Source organism: Neoroseomonas rubea (genome assembly GCF_016106015.1).
Classification (GTDB): Bacteria; Pseudomonadota; Alphaproteobacteria; order Acetobacterales; family Acetobacteraceae; genus Neoroseomonas; species Neoroseomonas rubea.
In genome coordinates this window covers 42,029-61,790 of the sequence record NZ_JACADQ010000004.1, presented here as the reverse complement: position 1 = coordinate 61,790, position 19,762 = coordinate 42,029, and the positions used below count along the sequence as shown (strand labels likewise).

The 19,762-nt window shown below is 71.4% G+C and carries 20 protein-coding genes; 12 read left to right on the top strand and 8 right to left on the bottom strand.

Going from position 1 to position 19,762, the window contains the following annotated elements; all coding sequences use genetic code 11:
- The 5 genes from HW577_RS01370 to phnF all read right to left on the bottom strand — a co-directional run.
- On the bottom strand, positions 1-388 hold a 388-nt coding region (locus HW577_RS01370; RefSeq protein ID WP_198374252.1), incomplete at its 3' end, for a hypothetical protein.
- Positions 385-1,653 carry a tyrosine-type recombinase/integrase gene (locus HW577_RS01365; RefSeq protein ID WP_198374251.1) on the bottom strand — a complete coding sequence of 423 codons (1,269 nt, stop codon included), beginning with the start codon at positions 1,651-1,653 and terminating at the stop codon, positions 385-387. The genes HW577_RS01365 and HW577_RS01370, both read right to left, overlap by 4 nt.
- A gap of 535 nt (positions 1,654-2,188) precedes the next feature.
- Positions 2,189-4,585 (bottom strand): methyl-accepting chemotaxis protein, encoded by a 2,397-nt coding sequence (locus tag HW577_RS01360; RefSeq protein WP_198374250.1) that lies wholly within the window; start codon positions 4,583-4,585, stop codon positions 2,189-2,191.
- 123 nt (positions 4,586-4,708) lie between these two features.
- Entirely contained in the window at positions 4,709-5,848 is a 1,140-nt protein-coding gene (locus HW577_RS01355; RefSeq protein WP_198374249.1) for an alpha-D-ribose 1-methylphosphonate 5-triphosphate diphosphatase, read from the bottom strand.
- Positions 5,849-5,852: 4 nt separating this feature from the next.
- On the bottom strand, positions 5,853-6,584 hold the full coding sequence (gene phnF, locus HW577_RS01350; protein ID WP_198374248.1) for a phosphonate metabolism transcriptional regulator PhnF: 732 nt from the start codon (positions 6,582-6,584) through the stop codon (positions 5,853-5,855).
- 87 nt (positions 6,585-6,671) lie between these two features.
- Between phnF and phnG the strand changes: the two genes are divergently transcribed.
- From phnG to HW577_RS01310, 8 genes are read left to right on the top strand one after another with little or no spacing between them, the layout of a single operon-like run.
- Entirely contained in the window at positions 6,672-7,127 is a 456-nt protein-coding gene (gene phnG, locus HW577_RS01345) for a phosphonate C-P lyase system protein PhnG (protein WP_232474592.1), read from the top strand.
- A 2-nt stretch (positions 7,128-7,129) separates the two neighbouring features.
- Positions 7,130-7,699 carry a phosphonate C-P lyase system protein PhnH gene (phnH, locus tag HW577_RS01340; protein ID WP_198374247.1) on the top strand — a complete coding sequence of 190 codons (570 nt, stop codon included), beginning with the start codon at positions 7,130-7,132 and terminating at the stop codon, positions 7,697-7,699.
- Between the two features lie 3 nt (positions 7,700-7,702).
- On the top strand, positions 7,703-8,791 hold the full coding sequence (locus tag HW577_RS01335; RefSeq protein ID WP_198374246.1) for a carbon-phosphorus lyase complex subunit: 1,089 nt from the start codon (positions 7,703-7,705) through the stop codon (positions 8,789-8,791).
- Complete coding sequence (locus tag HW577_RS01330; RefSeq protein WP_198374245.1) at positions 8,788-9,642, top strand: alpha-D-ribose 1-methylphosphonate 5-phosphate C-P-lyase PhnJ; 855 nt, start codon at positions 8,788-8,790, stop codon at positions 9,640-9,642. The genes HW577_RS01335 and HW577_RS01330 overlap by 4 nt, the downstream gene beginning before the upstream one ends.
- Positions 9,639-10,397: a phosphonate C-P lyase system protein PhnK gene (gene phnK, locus HW577_RS01325; protein WP_198374244.1), complete on the top strand. Its 759-nt coding sequence runs from the start codon at positions 9,639-9,641 to the stop codon at positions 10,395-10,397. The genes HW577_RS01330 and phnK overlap by 4 nt, the downstream gene beginning before the upstream one ends.
- A complete protein-coding gene (phnL, locus tag HW577_RS01320; protein ID WP_198374243.1) occupies positions 10,394-11,092 on the top strand; it encodes a phosphonate C-P lyase system protein PhnL in 699 nt (232 codons plus the stop codon). Before phnK ends, phnL begins: the two co-directional genes overlap by 4 nt.
- A complete protein-coding gene (locus HW577_RS01315; RefSeq protein ID WP_198374242.1) occupies positions 11,089-12,231 on the top strand; it encodes an alpha-D-ribose 1-methylphosphonate 5-triphosphate diphosphatase in 1,143 nt (380 codons plus the stop codon). The genes phnL and HW577_RS01315 overlap by 4 nt, the downstream gene beginning before the upstream one ends.
- Positions 12,228-12,908 (top strand): DUF1045 domain-containing protein, encoded by a 681-nt coding sequence (locus HW577_RS01310; protein ID WP_198374241.1) that lies wholly within the window; start codon positions 12,228-12,230, stop codon positions 12,906-12,908. Before HW577_RS01315 ends, HW577_RS01310 begins: the two co-directional genes overlap by 4 nt.
- Here HW577_RS01310 and phnN read toward each other — a convergent pair.
- Complete coding sequence (gene phnN, locus HW577_RS01305; RefSeq protein ID WP_198374240.1) at positions 12,874-13,425, bottom strand: phosphonate metabolism protein/1,5-bisphosphokinase (PRPP-forming) PhnN; 552 nt, start codon at positions 13,423-13,425, stop codon at positions 12,874-12,876. The two genes, HW577_RS01310 and phnN, sit on opposite strands and share 35 nt — an antisense overlap.
- Before the next feature lie 77 nt (positions 13,426-13,502).
- Here phnN and HW577_RS01300 point away from each other — a divergent pair, with 77 nt between their 5' ends.
- The 3 genes from HW577_RS01300 to HW577_RS01290 are packed head-to-tail and all read left to right on the top strand — an operon-like array spanning position 13,503 to position 17,007.
- Positions 13,503-15,341: a gamma-glutamyltransferase family protein gene (locus HW577_RS01300; RefSeq protein ID WP_332837304.1), complete on the top strand. Its 1,839-nt coding sequence runs from the start codon at positions 13,503-13,505 to the stop codon at positions 15,339-15,341.
- Complete coding sequence (locus HW577_RS01295) at positions 15,341-16,183, top strand: hypothetical protein (protein WP_198374239.1); 843 nt, start codon at positions 15,341-15,343, stop codon at positions 16,181-16,183. The genes HW577_RS01300 and HW577_RS01295 overlap by 1 nt, the downstream gene beginning before the upstream one ends.
- A gap of 2 nt (positions 16,184-16,185) precedes the next feature.
- Positions 16,186-17,007: an amidohydrolase family protein gene (locus tag HW577_RS01290; protein WP_198374238.1), complete on the top strand. Its 822-nt coding sequence runs from the start codon at positions 16,186-16,188 to the stop codon at positions 17,005-17,007.
- Here HW577_RS01290 and HW577_RS01285 read toward each other — a convergent pair.
- Positions 17,004-17,495 carry a flavodoxin family protein gene (locus tag HW577_RS01285; protein ID WP_198374237.1) on the bottom strand — a complete coding sequence of 164 codons (492 nt, stop codon included), beginning with the start codon at positions 17,493-17,495 and terminating at the stop codon, positions 17,004-17,006. The genes HW577_RS01290 and HW577_RS01285 overlap by 4 nt on opposite strands.
- A gap of 50 nt (positions 17,496-17,545) precedes the next feature.
- Here HW577_RS01285 and HW577_RS01280 point away from each other — a divergent pair, with 50 nt between their 5' ends.
- Positions 17,546-17,941: a carboxymuconolactone decarboxylase family protein gene (locus HW577_RS01280; protein ID WP_198374236.1), complete on the top strand. Its 396-nt coding sequence runs from the start codon at positions 17,546-17,548 to the stop codon at positions 17,939-17,941.
- Here HW577_RS01280 and HW577_RS01275 read toward each other — a convergent pair whose 3' ends face one another.
- Positions 17,942-19,705, bottom strand: a complete 1,764-nt coding sequence (locus tag HW577_RS01275) for a thiamine pyrophosphate-dependent enzyme (RefSeq protein ID WP_198374235.1) — start codon at positions 19,703-19,705, stop codon at positions 17,942-17,944.
- Positions 19,706-19,762: the final 57 nt, after the last annotated feature.

Sequence of the window (19,762 nt, the reverse complement as noted above, 5' to 3'; positions counted from 1 at the left end):
GGGCAGCCCCGGAAGGCGCCGAAGGGGGCGCTGTGGGCGCCGCCGGGGCCGGCGCGGGCCAGAAGCGCAGCCCAGCCCAGGCCCGCCCCCCGCCTTCGGCCCTGGCGCGCGCCACATCCAGGCCCAGGCCCGCCCAGGCCGGCGGCGGGATCATGCAGCGCGGGCCGCCATCATCGGGCCACCCCTGCGCGAGCATCGCGCCTGCCGACAGCGCAGCATGCAGCCGGCGGTGAAGCGAGGCCTCGATGCCCAGGCGGGCGCCGATCATCGGCAGCGGGTCAGCATCCGAAGGCACCAGCCGATCGGCGGCGGCCCAGGCGGCACGATCCGCCTCGTCGGCCAATGCCCACATCGCTTCACATGCGGTCAGGAGCGCGGCGTCGGTCATGCCACCGCCCCCCGCATCGGCACGACATTCGCGCCCGGCCGCGCATCGCCAGCGCAGAGCCCAGCCCACGCCTCCATCAACGCGCGCCGCCGATCGAACAGATCGGATCTCGCATAAGCCCGCTCGGTCGCGCTGCCCATCGCATGCGCCAGCGCAGCCTCGGCGACTTCGCGCGGCTGGCCGCTGTCGCCGCACCAGTCGCGGAAGGCCGATCGCATCCCATGGGGCGTGGCGCGCTCGCCATGCTCGTCCCGCCAGCCGGCGCCGCCCGCCCTGGTCGCGGCTTCATCCATCCGCCGCACCAGCGCCAGCAGCGCCGCGTCGGAGAATTCCTCGCCCGTCCTGCTGTTGGGGAAGATCAGGCCCGGCGGCTTCTTCCCGCCCGCCGGCAGCATCGCGCGCAGCAGCGCCAACGCCGCCCCCGGCAATGGGACGCGGTGCATTTTGCCCGACTTCATCCGACCGGGCGGGATCGTCCATGTCGCGGCATCGAGGTCCACTTCCGACCAGCACGCGCCGCGCGCCTCGCCCGATCGGCAGGCCGTCAGGACCACGAATTCCAGGCAGCGGGCGGCATTGCCATTCTCGTCCCGCAGCGCGGCGACGAAGGCGGGCATCTGCGCCCATGGCAGCGCCGGGTGATGCCGATTGCGCGTCACCTTCCCAGGCTTCGCCAGCAGCGTCCGCAGCGCGCCGCGCCACGCCGCCGGGTTCTGACCATGGGGCCGCCATCCCGCCGCCGCCGCCCATTCGAGCGCATGCTCAAGCCGGGAGCGGACCTTCTGCGCGAGGACCGGCTTCGTGGTCCAGATCGGCGCCAGGACAGCGCGCACATCATCGAGGCCGATGCCGACCGGATCGCGGGCCAGCAGGCCGGCCGCGTGCTGTTCCAGGCTGCGGCGGAACAGCGTCGCGGTCTTCTCCGATCGCCACGCGGCGCCATGCGCGCCGATGTAGCCTTCGACCGCATCGCGCAGCGTCCGGCCCAGGTGCGCGATCTCGGTCGCCTTCGCCGCGCGGCGCGCCTCGATGGGATCGACGCCGGCGGCGATTTGCAACTTTGCCTCGGCGGCACGGCGCCGGGCTTCGGCCAGACCGACCTCCGGATAGCCGCCGTGGCCGACTTCGCGATAGCGGGTGCCGATCCGGACGCGCTGGACCCATTTCCGGGCGCCGGTCGGGCTGACGAACAGCATCAGGCCGTCGCCTCGGCCATCGGAATAGCGGCCCGGCTTGGCGGCTCGGACCTGGGCTTCGGTAAGCATGGGGGGCGAGGTTCTCCTTCTCAGCGGCCCCATTCGGCCCCATTCGCCGCGCCGGGATGGCTTGGGATGGGCTGGAATGAATGGGGCCGCCAGTAAGCGCCACACCCGGCGGTTATCAAGGTAATTGTGGGATGCGATGGCACATCACGGGATCAAGCGGGACGGGCGCTATGATCCAACTCGGGGAGCCACCTTTCCCAAGAAGCGTCGATTTTCTGCGGCTTTCTGAAAATAGACCCCATCAACGTGTCCCCATCAGCGGGGATGCCGCCATGCGGCGTGCCGTCACGCCGAGCGGCGGCCGACTTTCCTCTCGATCTCGGCCAAGACCTCCACCTGACGCGGCGAGACTGCGCCGGCCCATGCCGAGAGGTTCCGGCAGAACCCGGCTTGCAGGGGCGTCATCTGGTCGTCGGCCTCTGACAGCCGCGCGTCAGCAAGGGCCAATGACGGGGAGCACGCCCGTCGGCGCCGGACGGCCACGACGTACTCACGATTCGGATCCGACTCCTTCCGCCAGCCGCCGCCCCTCGCCTCAGGCCGCCGCCTTGCGCGTGGCGCCAAGGATGCGCTCCAAATCCGGCGCCGCCGCTTCTGCATCGGTGAAGAACAACGCGCTGCCAGCCGGACTGTGGCGCGCGACGCGCGCCGGGTGTGCGCGGCCGCCATCGAATGCGATGGCCACTTCCGTCCCGGGTGGCGCCGGCAGGGTGATGTCGAGGCCGGCGCCGCCGCCCGACACGTCCCGCGCCCGGCCCGCCATCTCCTGACCGCGCCAGGTCACCTTCACCGGGCAATCGACCGGGTGGCGATCGAAGCGGCGCCGTTCCCCGGCGTGTTCGAGCGCAACCAGGAACTGCTGCACCTCGCCCCGCAACGTGGCGGCACGGCTGCCGAGGTCGCCCGCGGCGGCCAGCACGGTTTCCGCCGCGGCGCTGCCTTCGTCGGCCTTGCCGTTCAGGCGCCCAACGCGGCCGAGGACGTGGCGCGTGCCTTCCGCGGTGCGGCCGATCCGCTCGGCGATCAGGCCGATCGCCTCTGATTGCGGGCGCATCGCGGCGCCGATGACCTCGGCCGCCTCGCGCACCGCGCTGATGGATCCGGCGATGCGGGCGATCGATGCCGCGGTCTCGGCCGCGGTGGCCTGCACCGTCATGATCCGCTGGCCGACATCCTCAGTCGCGCGCGCGGTCTGCGCGGCCAGCGCCTTCACCTCGCTCGCCACGACCGCGAAGCCCTTGCCGGCCTCCCCCGCGCGCGCCGCCTCGATCGTCGCGTTGAGTGCGAGCAGGTTGGTCTGGTCGGCGATGGCCCGGATCGTCTCCACGACGCGCCCGATCTCCTCGGTCGCGTTGGACAGGTCGGCGACAAGCCGCTCGCTCCCCGCCATCGCCGCGACCGCGGCCGCGACATCCTCTGTCGTGCGGCGCATGCCGGCCGCGACTTCCCTGGTGCTCTCCTCAAGGTGCTCGGCCGCCTCGGCCGCGCGCGCGAGGCCCTCGGCGCCCTCCTCGCTCGCGACATGGACGGCACCCGCCTCCTCCCGCGTGACGCGGGACAGGCCGGCCATGGACTGCGCGGAATGGCGCATCCGATCGGCGGCCGCGCCGAAATCATCCAGTACGGCCCCGATGACGGTCGCGAAATCGGTAGTGAAGCGCTCCGTGTCCTGCTGGCGGCGGAGTTTCTGCTCACGCTCGCGCGCGGCCTCGGCCTCCGTCTCGCGGGCGGCGGCGAGCGCGCCGCGCAGCACTTCCACGGCGCCGGCCAGGCGCGCCATCTCGGCCGGCAGGGTTCCCTCGGGCGCCGGCGCGTCGAGCCGTCCGCGCGCGATTTCCTCGACCACATTCGCCAGGGCTTCGGCGGGCGCCGACACCCGGCGGCGTACAAACCATACGAGACAGGCGGCGCCCAGCAGAGCGAGCGTCGCCACCGCGGCGGCGAAGACCGCGGCGCGCAGCGTCTGCTGCCCCGTCGCATCCCAGTAGCTGCGGTTCATGTCGCCTGCCGCGCGCGCGAGCGCGGTCGCCATGTCGAGCGTCTGGTTCGTCGCCGCGAAATAAGCATCGAAGGTCACCGGATAGGGCGCGCGCGCGGTCGCCGCCTCGATGAGCGTCCGTCGCATCGAGGCATGATCCCCACGATAGCGCTCCAGCGTCTCGCGGATGCGGGCGCCCATGTCGGGCGTGACGCCGGGACGCTCGGCCAGCGCCTCGATCATCTCGAGCCGACGGGCGACCGCGCCCTCGAAGCCCTGCATGGCGGCAATCGCGGCCGGCGAGAGCGGGACGCCGCGGGCGAGCGCCGATGCGAGCAGGGTGCGGTCGCGGCCGCTGTATTCGCGAAGCGCCCAGCCTGCGAGCTGGATTTCCTCCAACAGGCCGACGCGGGCCGGCAGCAGGTCGTCCGGTCCCCGGATCGCCGCGCGTCGGTTGCCGATGCTCGAGATCAGCGCGGGCACTTCGTTCGACCAGCGCGGCAACATGTTCGGGTCACGCTCGGCCTCTGAGCGAGCAAGCTGGGCGTCGGCGGCCGCGCGCAGCGCGGCAAGCGCGGCGAGACGGCGGTCGAGCTGGTCGATCACGTCGCGGGCTTCCCGCGTGCCGAGGGATTCGAGCAGGCCGCGCGCCGCGGCGAAGCCTTCGGCGGCACGCCGGCGCTGCGTCTCGACCATCTCCCGGTAGGTCGGCAGGATCGGATGGGTTTGACCAAGGCTCAGCTGGACCACGGAGCGCTCGGTCGAGAGTTCGATGAGCGCGTCGGTCAGGACGCTTCCGGCCACGGCGACGACCCGCTGGCGATCCGCGTCGCGCCATTCCTGGACACGGTCGAGAACGAGCTTCACCGCCAGCATGAGGGCGATCGCCGCCAGCAGGGAGGCGAGCACGGTCGCCACGCGGCCGATCGAGGCGGTGGCGATGGTCTTGATCATGAGGATCCTCGTGGTCCCTTAGGCGATCACTCATGATGGTGAGGCTGAGGTTACGTTTTGGTTATGTGATGCATGCCGAAACGGCTCGGGAACGACACCGACGCGGGCAGCCACCTTTCCTCCTCATCCCAGGCGCGACGCGGCCCCCGGCGCCAGCCAGGCCAGTTCGCCGCGCGCGAAGACCGCGACCGGCGCGGGCCCGGCCGGGTCCACCACCACCACATCCGCGCGCAGCCCGGGCGCCAGCCGCCCGCGGTCCGCAAGCCCGCAAGCCTCCGCCGGGTTCCCGGAGACGAGCGCCCAGGCGCGCGGCAGGTCCATCGCGCCGCGCCGGACCATGGCGAAGGCGGCTTCCAGCATCGCCGGCCAGACGTAGTCGGAGGCGAGCACGGTCACGATCCCGCGCTCGGCCAGCGGCGCGGCGGAGGCCCAGCCGAGATGGCTGCCCCCGCGCACCACGTTTGGCGCGCCCATCACCACATGCTCGCCCGCCCCGCGCGCCGCGACCGCGACCTCCTCGGCCATCGGGAACTCGCAGATCGTCGCGCCATGCGCGCGGTAATGCGCGCGATCGTCCAGCGTCGCGTCGTCATGGCTCAGCACGGGGATGCCGGCCCGGCGCGCGGCCTCGGCCAGCCGGGCGCGCGCTGCCGGAATCTCGCCGCGCCGCGCGACGACCGATTCGGCAAGCGCCCGGAACGCATCCGCCTTCATCCCCGCGCGGCCCGCATACTTCGCAATGTGGGTCGCATCATCGAGCCGCCGTGCGATCGCCGGCGTATGGTCGTTGAAGCCGAGCAGATGCACCGACCCGTCGCCAATGCCCTCCAGCGCATCCTCGAGCGCGTCGAGGTTGTCCGCCTCGAAGCGCAGATGCACGCGCAGATCGGTCGCGGATGCCGCACGCGCCGCCGGCAACGCCGCCTTCAGCGCGCGCCAGGAGTCCAGCGACCGCAGTCCCGGCTCCCAGGACAGCGTCACGCCGAGAAAGGCCGTGGTGATGCCGCAGGCGATGAGTTGCGCTGCCGAATCGCGCAGAGCGAGGCCGATCGGCAGGTCGACCCCGGGGCGCGGCTGCATCTGCCGCTCATGCGCGTCGCCATGGATGTCGACCAGCCCCGGCAGCACGAGCAGCCCGGATGCGTCGAAGGGGCGCGCGCCGGCAACCGGCGCCTCCGCCACCTGGCCGCCTGCCAGCGCCAGCGCGCCCTCCGCCATCGCCCCGTCCCGCAGGACGGTGCCACCATTCAATGTCCACGCCATCGGATCAGGGCTCCACAACCAATTGCACCCGCCCGGCCGCATAGACCGCGAGCGTAAAGTCCACGGGCTCGCCCGCCGGGTCGACATTCACCGATTCGGCCATCAGCACGGGGCGGGAGCGCGACTGCTGGAGAAGATCCGCTTCCTCCGGCGTCGGCAGCCGCGCCGTGATGCGGGACGAACGGCGCCGGTAGTCCGCGACGCCGCAGGCCGCGAGGGCCGCCGTGATCGAGCCGTTCTGCCCCAGCGCCTCGGCCGCGGCGGTGCAGCGCGGCAGCGGGAAATGATGCTGGCCGAGCACGACCGGCCGTCCGTTCGAAAGCCCGAGCCGGTCGACACGCAGCACAAGCCGCCCGCGGCGGATGCCGAGCGCCTCGGCAACCTGCGTTTCCGCCGCGACCTCCGCGATCCGCAGGACACGCCCGGCCGGTTCACGGTTCTGCCGACGAATGAGTTCCGAAAAGCGCGTGCGCGGGCCGAGACGGTAGTCCACCACATCCTCCGCGACGAAGGCGCCGCGCCCCTGCTCGACGCGGATCAGGCCGCGCGCCTCCAGATCCTCGAGCGCGCGGCGCACCGTGTGGCGGTTCACGGCGAAGCGCGCGGTCAGCGCGGCTTCGGTGGGCAGGCGCTCGCCCGCACCCTTGCCGCCGCCGGCAATCTCGCCTTCCAGTGCCGCCGCGATCTGGCGCCACAGCGCGACGCCCTGGCCGCGGGCGAGCGGCGTGCCTGTCATCGAAACTTCAACCATGGGCGGTCAGGTCCGTGGGATATCCGTGTGGACTTTGTGCCGGGCGGATGTCTATTTGTCTAGATAAGTCAGATGAGCACCATGGACACCGCCCACACCGAACAGCGCCGCCATTGGATGGCCGTGCTCGCCCGCGCCTCCGGCGAGGACATCGCGGGACGTCTCGCGACGCTGCCGCCGCTGCCCCCGCACACACCCCTGCGCCCGGCCGAGACCGGCCTTGTCATGGTCCGCGGGCGCGCCGGGGGCGACGGCGCGGCCTTCAACCTCGGCGAGATGACCGTCACCCGCTGCGCCGTGCGCCTCGGCGAGCGGGTCGGCCATGCCTATGTCGCCGGGCGTGACAAGCGCCAGGCGGAACTCGCCGCGCTACTCGACGCGGCGTTGCAGGACCCCGCCTGGCATGACGCGCTGATGGGCGGTGTGGTCGTCCCCCTCGCCGCGGGCCAAGCGGCACGACGGGATGCGGAAGCGCGCCGCGCGGCGGCGACGAAAGTGGAGTTCCTCGCCATGCAGACGACGCGATAACGATGCTGACGCCAGGTTTCGCCGATCCGGTCCTCCACGCTCAGGCAGCCTTCCGCGCCGTGCTGGACGCGATGAGCCGCCCGGGCCGCGTGCAGCTTGCGGGCCCGGGCCTCGCACCCCCTGCGCCGCTGATGCGGGCATCAGCGGCCGTGCTGCTGAGCCTCGCCGATGCCGCAACGCCGGTGTGGCACGACGCCGGCGCCGATGCGGATGCCTGGCTGCGCTTTCATGCCGGCGCGCCAGTCGCGACGACGCCACGCGACGCTGCCTTCGTGCTGGCCACGGGCGCGCCGCCCACGCTTGCCGCGCTGGATGCGGGAACGGAGGAAGAACCCGAGCGCGGTGCGACGCTGCTGATCCAGGTCGAGGCCATCGAAGAAGGAACCGGCCTGCGCCTGACGGGCCCGGGGATCGAGCATGAGCACCGCCTGCTGGTGCGTGGCCTGCCGGATGGCTTCGTCGCGGCCTGGGCGGCAAACCGCGCGCTGTTTCCTCGCGGCGTCGATGTCATCCTGTGCGCGTGGGACCGGCTCGCCGCCCTGCCGCGTACCGTCGCGATCGCGGAGGGCTGATCCATGTATGTCGCGGTGAAGGGGGGCGAGCGCGCGATCTCCGCCGCCCATGCCTGGCTCGACGAGACGCGGCGCGGCGACCCGGCCGTGCCGGAACTCACCGTCGCGCAGATCGAGCAGCAGATGGGTCTCGCGGTGGATCGCGTGATGGCGGAAGGATCGTGCCATGACCGGTTCCTCGCTGCGCTCGCGATCAAGCAGGCGAAGGGGGATCTGATCGAGGCCGCCTTCCTGCTCCGCGCCTACCGCACCACGCTGCCGCGCTTCGGCGCGAGCGAACCGCTGGACACGGGCGCGATGCGGCTGCGCCGGCGGATCAGCGCCACCTACAAGGACCTCCCCGGCGGCCAGGTGCTGGGGCCGACCTTCGACTACACGCACCGGCTGCTCGATTTCGCGCTGGCCGCGGAGGGCGCGCCGCCGCCAGCCGCCCCGGAAGCCGCGGCGCCGGTCGCGCCCACGCCGCGCGTGACCGAACTCCTGGCGCGCGAGGGGCTGATGCAGCGCGAGGCGGCGGAACCCGGCGAGCCTGGCGACCTGACGCGCCAGCCCCTCACCTTCCCGGCCCCGCGCGACGTGCGGCTGCAGAATCTCGCGCGCGGGGATGAGGGCTTTGTGCTCGCCCTCGGCTATTCGACGCAGCGCGGCTATGGCGGCAACCATCCCTTCGTCGGCGAGATCCGCGTCGGCCACGTCACGGTGGAATTCACGCCGCCCGAGCTCGGCTTCCCGATCGAGATCGGCGAGATCGGCATCACCGAATGCCAGATGGTCAACCAGTTCAAGGGCAGCCGGACGGAGCCGCCGCAATTCACCCGCGGCTACGGGCTGGTGTTCGGGCATGGGGAGCGGCGCGCCATGTCGATGGCGCTGGTCGACCGCGCGCTGCGCTCCGCCGAACTGGGGGAGGACGTGACTGCGCCGGCGCAGGACCAGGAATTCGTGCTGTATCACTCCGACAACATCGAGGCGACCGGCTTCGTCGAGCACCTGAAGCTGCCGCACTATGTCGATTTCCAGTCGGAGCTCGAGAATCTGCGCACCATCCGCGCCGCGCTCGCCCGCGACAGCATGGCCGAGGCCGCCGAATGAACGCCCCCCTGGCAGGATACAACTTCGCCTATCTGGACGAGGCGACGAAGCGCATGCTCCGCCGCACCATCCTCAAGGCCGTCGCCGTCCCGGGCCACCAGATCCCCTTCGGCGCGCGGGAGATGCCGCTGCCCTATGGCTGGGGCACCGGCGGGATCCAGGTGACGGCGGCGATCCTCGGCCCTGCGGACACGCTGAAGGTCATCGACCAGGGCGCGGACGACACGACCAACGCCATCTCCATCCGTCGCTTCTTCACCCGCGTCGCCGGCGTGGCGACGACGGAGCGGACGGAGGAGGCGACGATCATCCAGACGCGCCACCGCATCCCCGAAGCGGCGCTGCGGGAGGACCAGATACTTGTCTACCAGGTGCCGCAGCCCGAGCCGCTTTCGAAGCTCGAGCCACGCCGCGCCGAGACCAAGCGCCTGCATGCGCTGGCCGATTACGGGCTAATGCATGTGCGGCTCTATGAGGACATTGCGCGGCTCGGCCACATCGCCAAGGCCTACGACTATCCGGTGATGGTGAACGGGCGCTACCTCATGTCCCCCTCCCCCATCCCGGCCTTCGACAATCCGAAGATGCACCGCATGGCCGCGCTGCAGTTGTTCGGCGCGGGGCGGGAGAAGCGCATCTACGCGATCCCGCCCTACACGGAGGTCCGCAGCCTCGACTTCGAGGACCATCCCTTCCGCCCGATCCGCGCGCCGCAGGCCTGCGCGCTGTGCGGCTCGCGCGAAAGCTACCTGGACGAGGTGATCACCGACGATCGCGGCGGGCGGGTCTTCGTCTGCTCGGACACCGATTACTGCGGCACGCGCGTTGCCGCGCAGAAGGGGGTGGCATGACGGGCGCGCTGCTTACGGCCGAGGGGCTGGACCTTCATTTCGGCGCCATCCCCGCCCTGGTGGATGTCGCGATCGGCGTCGCCGAGGGCGAGGTCGTCGCCATCGTCGGCGAGAGCGGGTCGGGAAAGACCACGCTGCTGCGCGTGCTGTCGGGCCAGATGGCCCCCGATGCCGGGACGGTGCGTTGGCTCGGCCAGGATGTCCACGCGATGGGCGAGGCCGCGCGCCGCCGCCTGATGCGCACCGATTGGGGCTTCGTCCACCAGAACCCGCGCGATGGGCTGCGTCTCAACGTCTCGGCCGGCGGCAATGTCGGCGAGCGGCTGATGGCCGTGGGCGCGCGCCACTACGGCAATATCCGCGCCCAGGCACTGGAGTGGCTGGCCAAGGTGGAGGTGGACGCGGCGCGGATCGACGACCTGCCACGCACCTTCTCGGGCGGCATGCAGCAGCGGCTGCAGATCGCGCGCACGCTGGTGACGCGCCCGCGCCTGGTGTTCATGGACGAACCCACGGGCGGGCTCGACGTCTCGGTGCAGGCGCGCCTGCTCGACCTGATCCGCGGCCTGTCGCGCGAACTGGGGCTGTCGGTGCTGATCGTCACGCACGACATCGCCGCCGCCCGGCTGCTCGCCGACCGCATCCTCGTGATGCGCCGCGGGCGCGTCGTCGAACAGGGGCTGACCGATCGCGTGCTGGACGATCCGCAGCATCCCTACACGCAGTTGCTCGTCTCCTCGGTGCTCGCGGCATGAGCCCGCTGCTCCGCACCGAGGGCCTCGCGAAGGCCTTCACGCTGCACCTCCAGGGCGGCACGCGCATCCCAGTCCTTGGCGGCGTCGACCTTGCCGTCCATCCGGGGGAGTGCGTGGCACTCTGGGGGCCGTCGGGCGCGGGAAAATCCACGCTGATGCGCTGCCTCTATGGCAATTACGGCGCGGGTGCGGGGCGCATCCTGCTGCGCCATGGCGGGGCGGAGATCGACCTCGCCACCGCCGACCCCCGCAGCGTCATCGCGGCGCGGCGGGAGACGATCGGCTATGTCTCCCAGTTCCTGCGCGTGATCCCGCGCGTGGCGACGCGCGACATCGTCGCCGAGCCGATGATCGCCCGCGGCGTGCCGAAGGCCGAAGCGGCCGCGCGCGCCTCGGCGCTGCTGCATCGGCTGAACCTGCCCGAACGGCTGCACGGGCTGCCGCCCGCCACATTCTCGGGCGGGGAGCAGCAGCGGGTGAACCTGGCGCGCGGCTTCGCGCCGGGCTATCCGGTGTTGCTCCTCGACGAACCCACCGCCAGCCTCGATGGCGCCAACCGCGCCATCGTCATCGCCATGATCAACGAGGCCAAGCAGGCCGGCGCCGCCATCGTCGGCATCTTCCACGATGCCGAGGTGCGCGAGGCCGTGGCCGACCGCCTCTTCGACGTGCTCCCCCAGCAGGACGCCGCATGACCGCCGAGACCATCCTGACCAACGCCCTCCTCGTCCTGCCCGGGGAGGTGCTGCACGGGACGATCGTGATCCGCGAGGGGCGCATCGCCGAGGTGCAGCCCGGCCGCAGCCATGTCGCCTCCGCGCGCGACCTCGAAGGCGATCACCTGATCCCCGGCGTGGTGGACGTGCACACGGACAATCTCGAGCGCCAGGTCCAGCCGCGCCAGAATGCGCGCTGGCCGTCGCGCTCGGCGATGATCGCGCATGACGCGCAATGCGCGGCGGCGGGCGTGACGACGGTGCTGGACGCGCTCTGCCTCGGCGACCTCGGCTTCGACCAGGGCCGGGGCCAGACCTTCCTCGACGGCGTGGCGGACCTCGATGCGCTGGCCGACACCGGCCTGCTGCGCAGCGAGCATTTCCTCCATCTGCGCTGCGAATTGCCGGCGGCCGACATGAAACCCGCCATGGAGCCCGTCTCCGACCATCCGCGCGTGCGGATGGTGAGCCTGATGGATCATTCGCCAGGGGTCGGCCAGTACCGCGACATCCCGCGCTATGTCGCGATGCGCCGCAAGCAGACGCAGATGACGGTGGAGCAGGTGGAAGCCCGCATCGCCTTCCTGCTTGACCAGCGCGCACGGCTGCGGGAGCCGCAGCGCGCCTGGCTGCTCGACCGCATCCGCCATCGCGACCTGCCGATCGCCTCGCACGACGACGAGACGGCGGAGGAGGTGCGTCGCAACCTCGCCGACGGCATCCGCATCAGCGAATTCCCGGTCACCATGGTGGCCGCCGAGGCCGCGCGCGATGCCGGGGTCGAGGTGATCGCCGGCGCGCCCAACATCGTCCGCGGCGGCAGCCATTCGGGCAATGTCGCCGCCGCCGACCTGGTGCGCGCAGGGGCGGCGGATGCCTTCGCCTCCGACTATGTGCCGGCCTCCATGATCGAGGCCGCCTGGCGCACGGTGGAGGAGACCGGCATCACGCTGCCCGCCGCCGTGGCCATGATCACGGACCGCCCGGCGCGCATGTGCGGGCTCGAGGATCGCGGCCGGCTCGCACCGGGGCTTCGGGCGGACCTCGCCCAGGTCGGCGCCGCGCACGGCATCCCGGTGGTGCGCCGCGTCTGGCGCGAGGGCCGTCGCGTCGCATGACGCCCTGGCGCATCGCGCTCTACTGGGCGCCGGAGGAGGACGACCCGCTGCACGCGCGGGGCAGCGCCTGGCTCGGCCGGGACGCGGCGACCGGTGACACTCTGGGCCAGCCCGTCCTGCCCGGCCTCGACATCGCGGAGCTCACCGCCGATCCGCGCGGCTACGGGCTGCACGCGACGCTGAAGCCGCCCTTCCGGCTGGCGTCCGGCTACGCCGCCGCGCGCGACGCGACCGCGGCCATTGCCGCGCGCATCGTGCCCTTCGACCTGCCGCCGCTCGCGGTCTTCGACCTGGACGGCTTCCTCGCGCTGCGCGAGACCGCCCCCTGCCCCGCCCTGCATGCCTTCGCCGATGCCTGCGTGGAAGCGCTGGACGAGCACCGCGCCCCGGCGACGGACGCCGAGATCGCACGCCGCCGCCCCGAGCGCCTGTCCGCGACGCAGCGCGCGCATCTGATGCGCTGGGGCTACCCTTACGTGTTCGAGGAATGGCGCTTCCACGTGACGCTCTCGCGCCGCCTTGCCGCGGCCGAGAAGGCCGTGGTGCTGCCGGCGGTGACCGAGGCCCTGGGCGGGGCGCCCGGCCATGCGCGGCGTGTCACCGCAATCAGCCTTTTCGTCCAGCCCGCCCCCGGCACGCCCTTCACGATCGCAGAGCGTCTTCCGCTGCGCGGGTGAGCGTCGCCAGCACGCGCGCGGCCCCTTCCTCCGGCGTCGCGTCGTTCATCACCGTCGCGATGTCGAGGCCAGGGGCGAGCGACATCTCCCGGGCGAGGCGCGCGGTGATGTCCTCCGTCGTCTCCCGCCCGCGCGCCGCGAGCCGCGCGGCTAGTACAGGGGTCGGCGCGGTGATCACCAACACGCGCATCCGGTAGCGGGACGCGGCCTCCGCCAGCACGCCGCGCGAAAGGTTCGCCACCACGACCCGCCGCGCCGCCACATCCGCCTCGATGTCGCGCGGGATGCCGTAGAGCAGGCCATGGACGTTCCACCAGAGCGCGAAGGCGCCGGCCTCCCGTGCCGCCTCGAACTCGTGCACGCTCAGCGCATGGTGTGTCTCCCCGCCCGCCTCGGCGGGGCGCGTGATGGCGCGCCGGACGAAGCGGAAGCGCGGATCGCCTTCCAGGCGTGCACGTGCGAGGCCCATCAGCGTGTCCTTGCCCGCGCCGGATGGCCCGACCACCGCCACCAGCATGCCCTTCGCCCCCGCAGGATTGACGGCCCCGGTTTGCTGCGCGACGAACATCCGCGCAAGACCGAGGAAGCGCTGAGATGTCCGCCGTCTCGCCGGAAATGATCGGCTTTCCCGCCAAGGAACCGCCCAGCATGTTCACCACCCGCCCCGAGATCATCGGCACCTTCGGCGCCGTCGCCTCCACCCACTGGCTCGCGAGCCAGGTCGGCATGGCGGTGCTGGAACGCGGCGGCAACGCCTTCGACGCGGCGGCGGCGGCCGGCTTCACGCTGCAGATCGTCGAGCCGCACCTGAACGGGCCGGGCGGCGACTGCCCCATCATCCTGCACAGCGCGTGCAGCGGCGCGCAGCAGGTGATCTGCGGCCAGGGGCCGGCCCCGGCCGGGCTGACGGTCGAGCATATGGGCGCCCACGGCCATGAGATCATGCCGGGCACGGGGCTGCTCGCGACGCCGGTGCCAGGCGCCTTCGACGCCTGGATGCTGATGCTGCGCGACCATGGCACCTGGTCGGTGCGCGACGTGCTGGCCTATGCCATCGGCTATGCCCGGCACGGCGCGCCGATGGTCCCGCGCATCCGCGCGACGATCGAGAGCGTCCGGCCGCTGTTCGAGAGCGAATGGGCAACATCGGCGGCGCTGTGGCTGCGCAATGGCGGGCCGGAGCCGAACGGGCTCTATGCCAACCCGACGCTGGCCGACACCTACGAACGCGTGGTGCGGGAAGCCGAGGCCGCCGGCGGCAGCCGCGAACGGCAGGTCGATGCGGCGCGGGACGCCTGGTATCGCGGCTTCGTCGCCGAGGCAATCGGCCGCTTCGCCGCCGCGACCGAGGCGATGGACACCTCAGGCCGACGCCATCGCGGCGTGATCACGGCCGATGATATGGCGCGCTGGTCCGCGCCCGTCGAGGCGCCGCTCGCCTTCGACTATCGCGGCCACACGGTGCTGAAGTGCGGCGCCTGGAGCCAGGGACCGGCGATGCTGCAGACGCTGGCGCTGCTGGCCGGCTTCGATATCGGCGCGATGGACCCGGTCGGCGCCGACTTCGTCCACCATGTGGTGGAAGCGCAGAAGCTGGCCTTCGCGGACCGGGAAGCCTTCTACGGCGACCCGGACTTCGTGGACGTGCCGATGGCGACGCTGCTCTCGCCGGCCTACACCGAGGCTCGACGCGGGCTGATCAGCGAGCGCGCCTCGATGGATTTCCGCCCCGGTTCGCCGGACGGCCGCACGCCGCGCACCGACTATGCCGCGGCGATCCGCCGGGCGCAGGAGCTCGCCGCGGCGGCGGGGTCCGGCGAGCCGACCGTCTCGCGCCTCGGCGCCTCGGGCGGCGACACCTGCCATGTCGATGTCATCGACCGGCACGGGAACATGGTGAGCGCGACGCCGTCCGCCGGCTGGCTGCAATCCTCCCCGGCCATTCCGGAGCTCGGCTTCTGCCTGGGCAGCCGCTGCCAGATGTTCTGGCTGGACGGGTCGCTGCCGAACGGTCTTGCGCCGGGCAAGCGGCCGCGCACGACGCTCTCGCCCTCGATGGTACTGCGGAACGGCAAGCCGTGGCTGAGCTTCGGCACGCCGGGGGGCGAGCAGCAGGACCAGTGGCAGCCCATCATGCTGCTGCGCATGATTCATCACGGGATGAACATCCAGCAGGCGATCGACCTGCCCTCCTTCCATTCCGAGCACTGGATCAGCAGCTTCTGGCCGCGCGGCGCGAAGCCCGGGAAGGTAGTGATCGAGGGCCGCTACGCGCCGGAGGTGCTGGACGCGCTCCTCGCCCGCGGCCATGTCGCGGAGATGGGCGGCGAATGGTCGGAAGGGCGGCTGACCGGCGCGCGGATCGAGCCCGACGGCACCATCCGCGCCGGCGCCAATCCGCGCGGCATGCAGGGCTACGCGGTAGGTCGCTGATGCGCGTCCTGCTCGCCATCGTCCACTTCTACAGGGCGGAGGAGGGGTCGACCCATTCCTCCACGGATGCGCATCGGCGCGACCAGCGCGCGGCGGTGCTGCGGCAGGTGATCGATTCCTGGCGCGGCATCTTCGGCGCGACGACGGCGATCAACATCGAGCACAAGCGCTTCGAAAGGCTGCGTGGCAGCGTCGACGGGCTCGACATCTGCGTGCTGACCAACGGGACCGACCATCTGCTGGACGAGGAGCATGCGAAGGCCCGCGGCGTGCGCCATGTGCGCGTGCAGGTGGACAACCCGCGCATGCTCGGCTTCGCCACGCGCCGACTCTTCGCCGAAGCGCGCAACGCCTACGACCTGTTCTGCTTTTCCGAGGATGACCTGCGCGTCGCGGATCCCGGCTTCGTCGCCAAGATCATGGCGTTCCAGGACGCATTCGGTCCGCGCCGAATGCTCATGCCGAACCGCTTCGAGTGGAACGCGGGCGGGCCGACGCTCAAGACCTGGATCGACGGGGATCTCCGCCCCGGGGTGATCGCGCGCTGGCGGGATGCACTGCCGGACGAGCCCTTCCTGCGGCTCGGCCGCACCGAATTCCGCCGCGCGCTGAACCCGCACAGCGGCTTCCATGCGCTCACCGCGCTGCAGCTCGCCCATTGGATGCGCCAGCCGCATTTCGCCGATGCCGATTGCGGCTTCATCGGGCCGCTCGAAAGCGCCGCGACGCTCGGGCCGCTCAAGATCTTCCCGATCTACAAGGCGTTCGGGACCGATATGGGCTTCCTCGAGATCGAACATCTCGACACGCGCTTTTCCTCCATGCGTCTTCCGGGAGCCTGACCATGCGGATCATCGACGCGCAGGTGCATATCTGGGGCAGCGGGACACCGAGCGGTGACCATCGCCAGGTCTCGGTCTTCACGGCGGAGGAATTGCTCGCGGAGATGAATGTTGCCGGCGTGGACGCCGCCGTGCTGCACCCGCCCGTCTCCTGGGACCCTGGCGCGAATGCGATCTCGGAGGACGCCGCCGCACGCTACCCGAAGCGCTTCGCGGTGCTGGGCCAGGTACCGCTCGACCAGCCGGAGGCGAGCCGCGCCGCGCTGCGCGGCTGGCGCAACCGACCCGGCCAGTGCGGCCTGCGCTATCCGCTGGTGCGTGCCGACCAGGAACGCTGGCCCTTCGACGGCACGATGGATTGGCTCTGGCCGGCGGCGGAGGAGGAAGGCCTGCCGATCGCCACCATGGCCTGGCGCTTCCTGCCGGAATTCGCGCGCATCGCCGAACGGCATCCGAGCCTGCGGCTGATCATTGACCATTGCGGGCTGATCCGCCACGCGAAGGGCACCGCAGCCTTCGAGAACCTCACCGCCGTCTGCGCGCTGGCCCGTTTTCCGAATGTCGCGCTGAAGGCAACGGGTGCGCCCGGCTATTCGCTCGATCCCTATCCCTTCCGCGACATCCATGACGGGCTGCAGCGCCTGTATGACGCCTTTGGCCCGGATCGCTTCTTCTGGGGCACGGACATCACGCGCATGCCCTGTTCCTGGCGCCAGTGTATCACGCTCTTCACCGAGGAACTGCCCTGGCTGCGCGGCCCGCAGATGGAACGCGTGATGGGCGGCGCGGTCTGCGACTGGATCGGCTGGGCGCCGCCGGCCTAGAAGATGCCCATGGCAAGGCCGGCGCCGAGCGCCGCGCCGAGCTCCTCGCAACGAGCCACATCCTCCGGCGGGATCGTCTTGGGCGCGAGGATGGCCTCCGGCGTCTGCGCATGGGTGCAGACGATCAGCGGCTCCGCCACCAGCCGCAGCCGCCAGCCCGTCGTGATGCGCGACATCTGCCGCACGGCGTTCGTCCCGTCGCTGCCCGCGCAGACCATCAGCGCATGGGGCCGGCCCTCGATGCGGCCGAGCGCGGCGTAGTAGCTGCGATCAAAGAAGTCCTTCATCAGGCCGGAGATGGCGGCGAGGTTTTCCGGCGTCCCGAAAATGTAGCCATCCGCCGCCAGCACGTCGTCCACCTGCGCCTGCGCCGCATGCAGCAGGCGCACGACCACGCCCTGCCCGGCCGCGGCGGCCGCGGCGGCCTCGGCCATCTGGCACGTACCCCCGGTCATGGAATGGAAGACGATCAGCAGCGTCTTCGTCATGGCCGCCCCCGCGCCTACACTCGCTGCGCGAACATAGGGGAGCGAACAGCATGACCGACGAGACCGCGCATAGCGCGCTGCGCAGCACCGGCCGCCAAGCGATGAGGGAAGTGCTGGGCGAAGGCTACATGGCCCGCCGCGACGCCAGCACCACGCCGCTGAACCAGGCGCTGCGGCACCTGTCTGAGGAATTCCCCTACGCCAGCCTCTGGACCCGCGACACGCTGACGCGCCGGGAGCGCAGCATGATCACCATCGGCATGCTGGTCGCGATGAGCCAGCACCACGAGCTCCGCGGACATCTCGTCGGCGCGCTGAACAATGGCTGCACTCCGGAGGAGATCGCCGAGGTCATCACCCATTCCTGCGCCTATGCTGGCTTCCCCGCCGCCATCGCCGCGATGCGGACGGCGGAGGAGGTGCTGAAGGAGCAGGGACGCGCCTGATCAGCGCGCGCGCGGCCCGGTGCGGCGCGGGGCGGGCGTACGGCTCGCCTTCGCCGTCTCGGGCGTCGCGGCGCCGCCCGCTGCCTTCGCAGCCTGGGCGCGGAGGTCGGCAATGGTGGCGCGGTTGGTCACCTGCTCGGGGTTGGTGCGGACCTCGACCAGCGCAGGCTTGCCGGACGCCAGCGCGCGCTTGACCGCGGGCACCAGTTCCTCGGTCCGCTCGACGATCTCGCCATGGCCGCCGAAGGCCTCGATGAACTTGGCGAAGTCCGGGTTGGTCAGCGCGGTGCCGGACACGCGGTGCGGATAGGTCCGTTCCTGGTACATCCGGATCGTGCCGTACATCTGGTTGTTGAAGACCAGGATCACGGGATTGACCGAATGGTGGAAGGCGGTCGCGATCTCCTGCCCCGTCATCAGGAAGCCGCCATCGCCGACGAAGCCGATCACCGCACGCTCGGGATGGGTGATCTTGGCGCCGATCGCGGCGGGCACGGCGTAGCCCATGGCGCCGTTCGTGGGCCCGAGGAAATCCTGCTTCTCGCCGAAATGCATGAAGCGGTTGGGCCAGGTCGCGAAGTTGCCCGCATCGGTCGTGAAGATCGTGTCCTTGGGCAGTTCCTTCTCCAGCGCCTGCAGCGCAGAGGCGAGGTTCAGCGGGCCCTCGTAGTCCGGCGGCACGGCCTGGGCCACGCGCAGCGCGCGCAGTTCCTTCGTCCAGGCGCCCCAGCCGGGCTTCTTCACGGCGCCGGCCGCCTTGGCCGCGGCGGCGAAGGCATTGACCTCGGAGACGATGCCGAGCGCGGGTCGATAGACGCGCCCAATCTCCGCCTGGTCGGGATAGACGTGGACGATCGGCGTCGCGCCGGCCATGTCGAGCAGGGTGTAGCCCTGGCTCACCGGCTCCCCGATACGGGTGCCGATGGCAATGATCAGGTCGCTTTCCTTCGCCTTGGCGACGAGCCCGGCATCGGCGCCGACGCCGAGGTCGCCGACATAGTTGGGCGAGGTCCCATCGAACAGCCCCATGCGTCGGAAGGCGACCGAGACCGGCAGGTCGTTGGCGAGCAGCCAGTCGCGGATGTCGGCCTTCCCCTGCGCGGTCCAGCGCGACCCGCCGAGCACCGCGAGCGGCTTCTTCGCGCGCCCGAGCATCTCCATCAGCCGCGGCAGCGCCTGCGGCGCGGGATTGGGCGGCAGCACATCCGCCGGGCAGATGTCAGGCGCCGAGGCGAGACGCTTCTGCATCTCCTCGCTGATCGCGACCACGACGGGGCCGGGCCGTCCGGAGGTCGCGACGTCGAAGGCGTGCGCCATCAGCTCCGGGATGCGCTTCTCATCGTCGATCTGCGTCACCCACTTGGCGAGCGGGCCGAACATCCGGCGGTAGTCGACTTCCTGGAACGACTCGCGATCCGTCTCCTCGACCGGGATCTGGCCGACCAGCAGCACGAGCGGCGTCGAATCCTGGAAGGCGACATGCACCCCGATCGCGGCATGGCATGCGCCCGGCCCGCGCGTGACGATGGCCACACCCGGCTTGCCGGTCAGCTTGCCGTAGGCTTCCGCCATGTGAACGGCGCCCGCCTCGAAGCGGCAGGTCACCAACTGCAGCCGGTTCCGCACTGAATAGAGGCCATCGAGCAGGTCGAGATAGGACTCGCCCGGCACACAGAAGGCATGCGTCACCCCCTGTGCCACCAGCGCATCCGCCAGCAGCTTTCCTCCCGTGCGCCCCTGAGGGGCGCGCCGCGCCTCAACCATCCGGCCGTCCTTCCCGAATCACCGTCATCGTGGCCTGGAGGCTAACGCCTCTCGCCC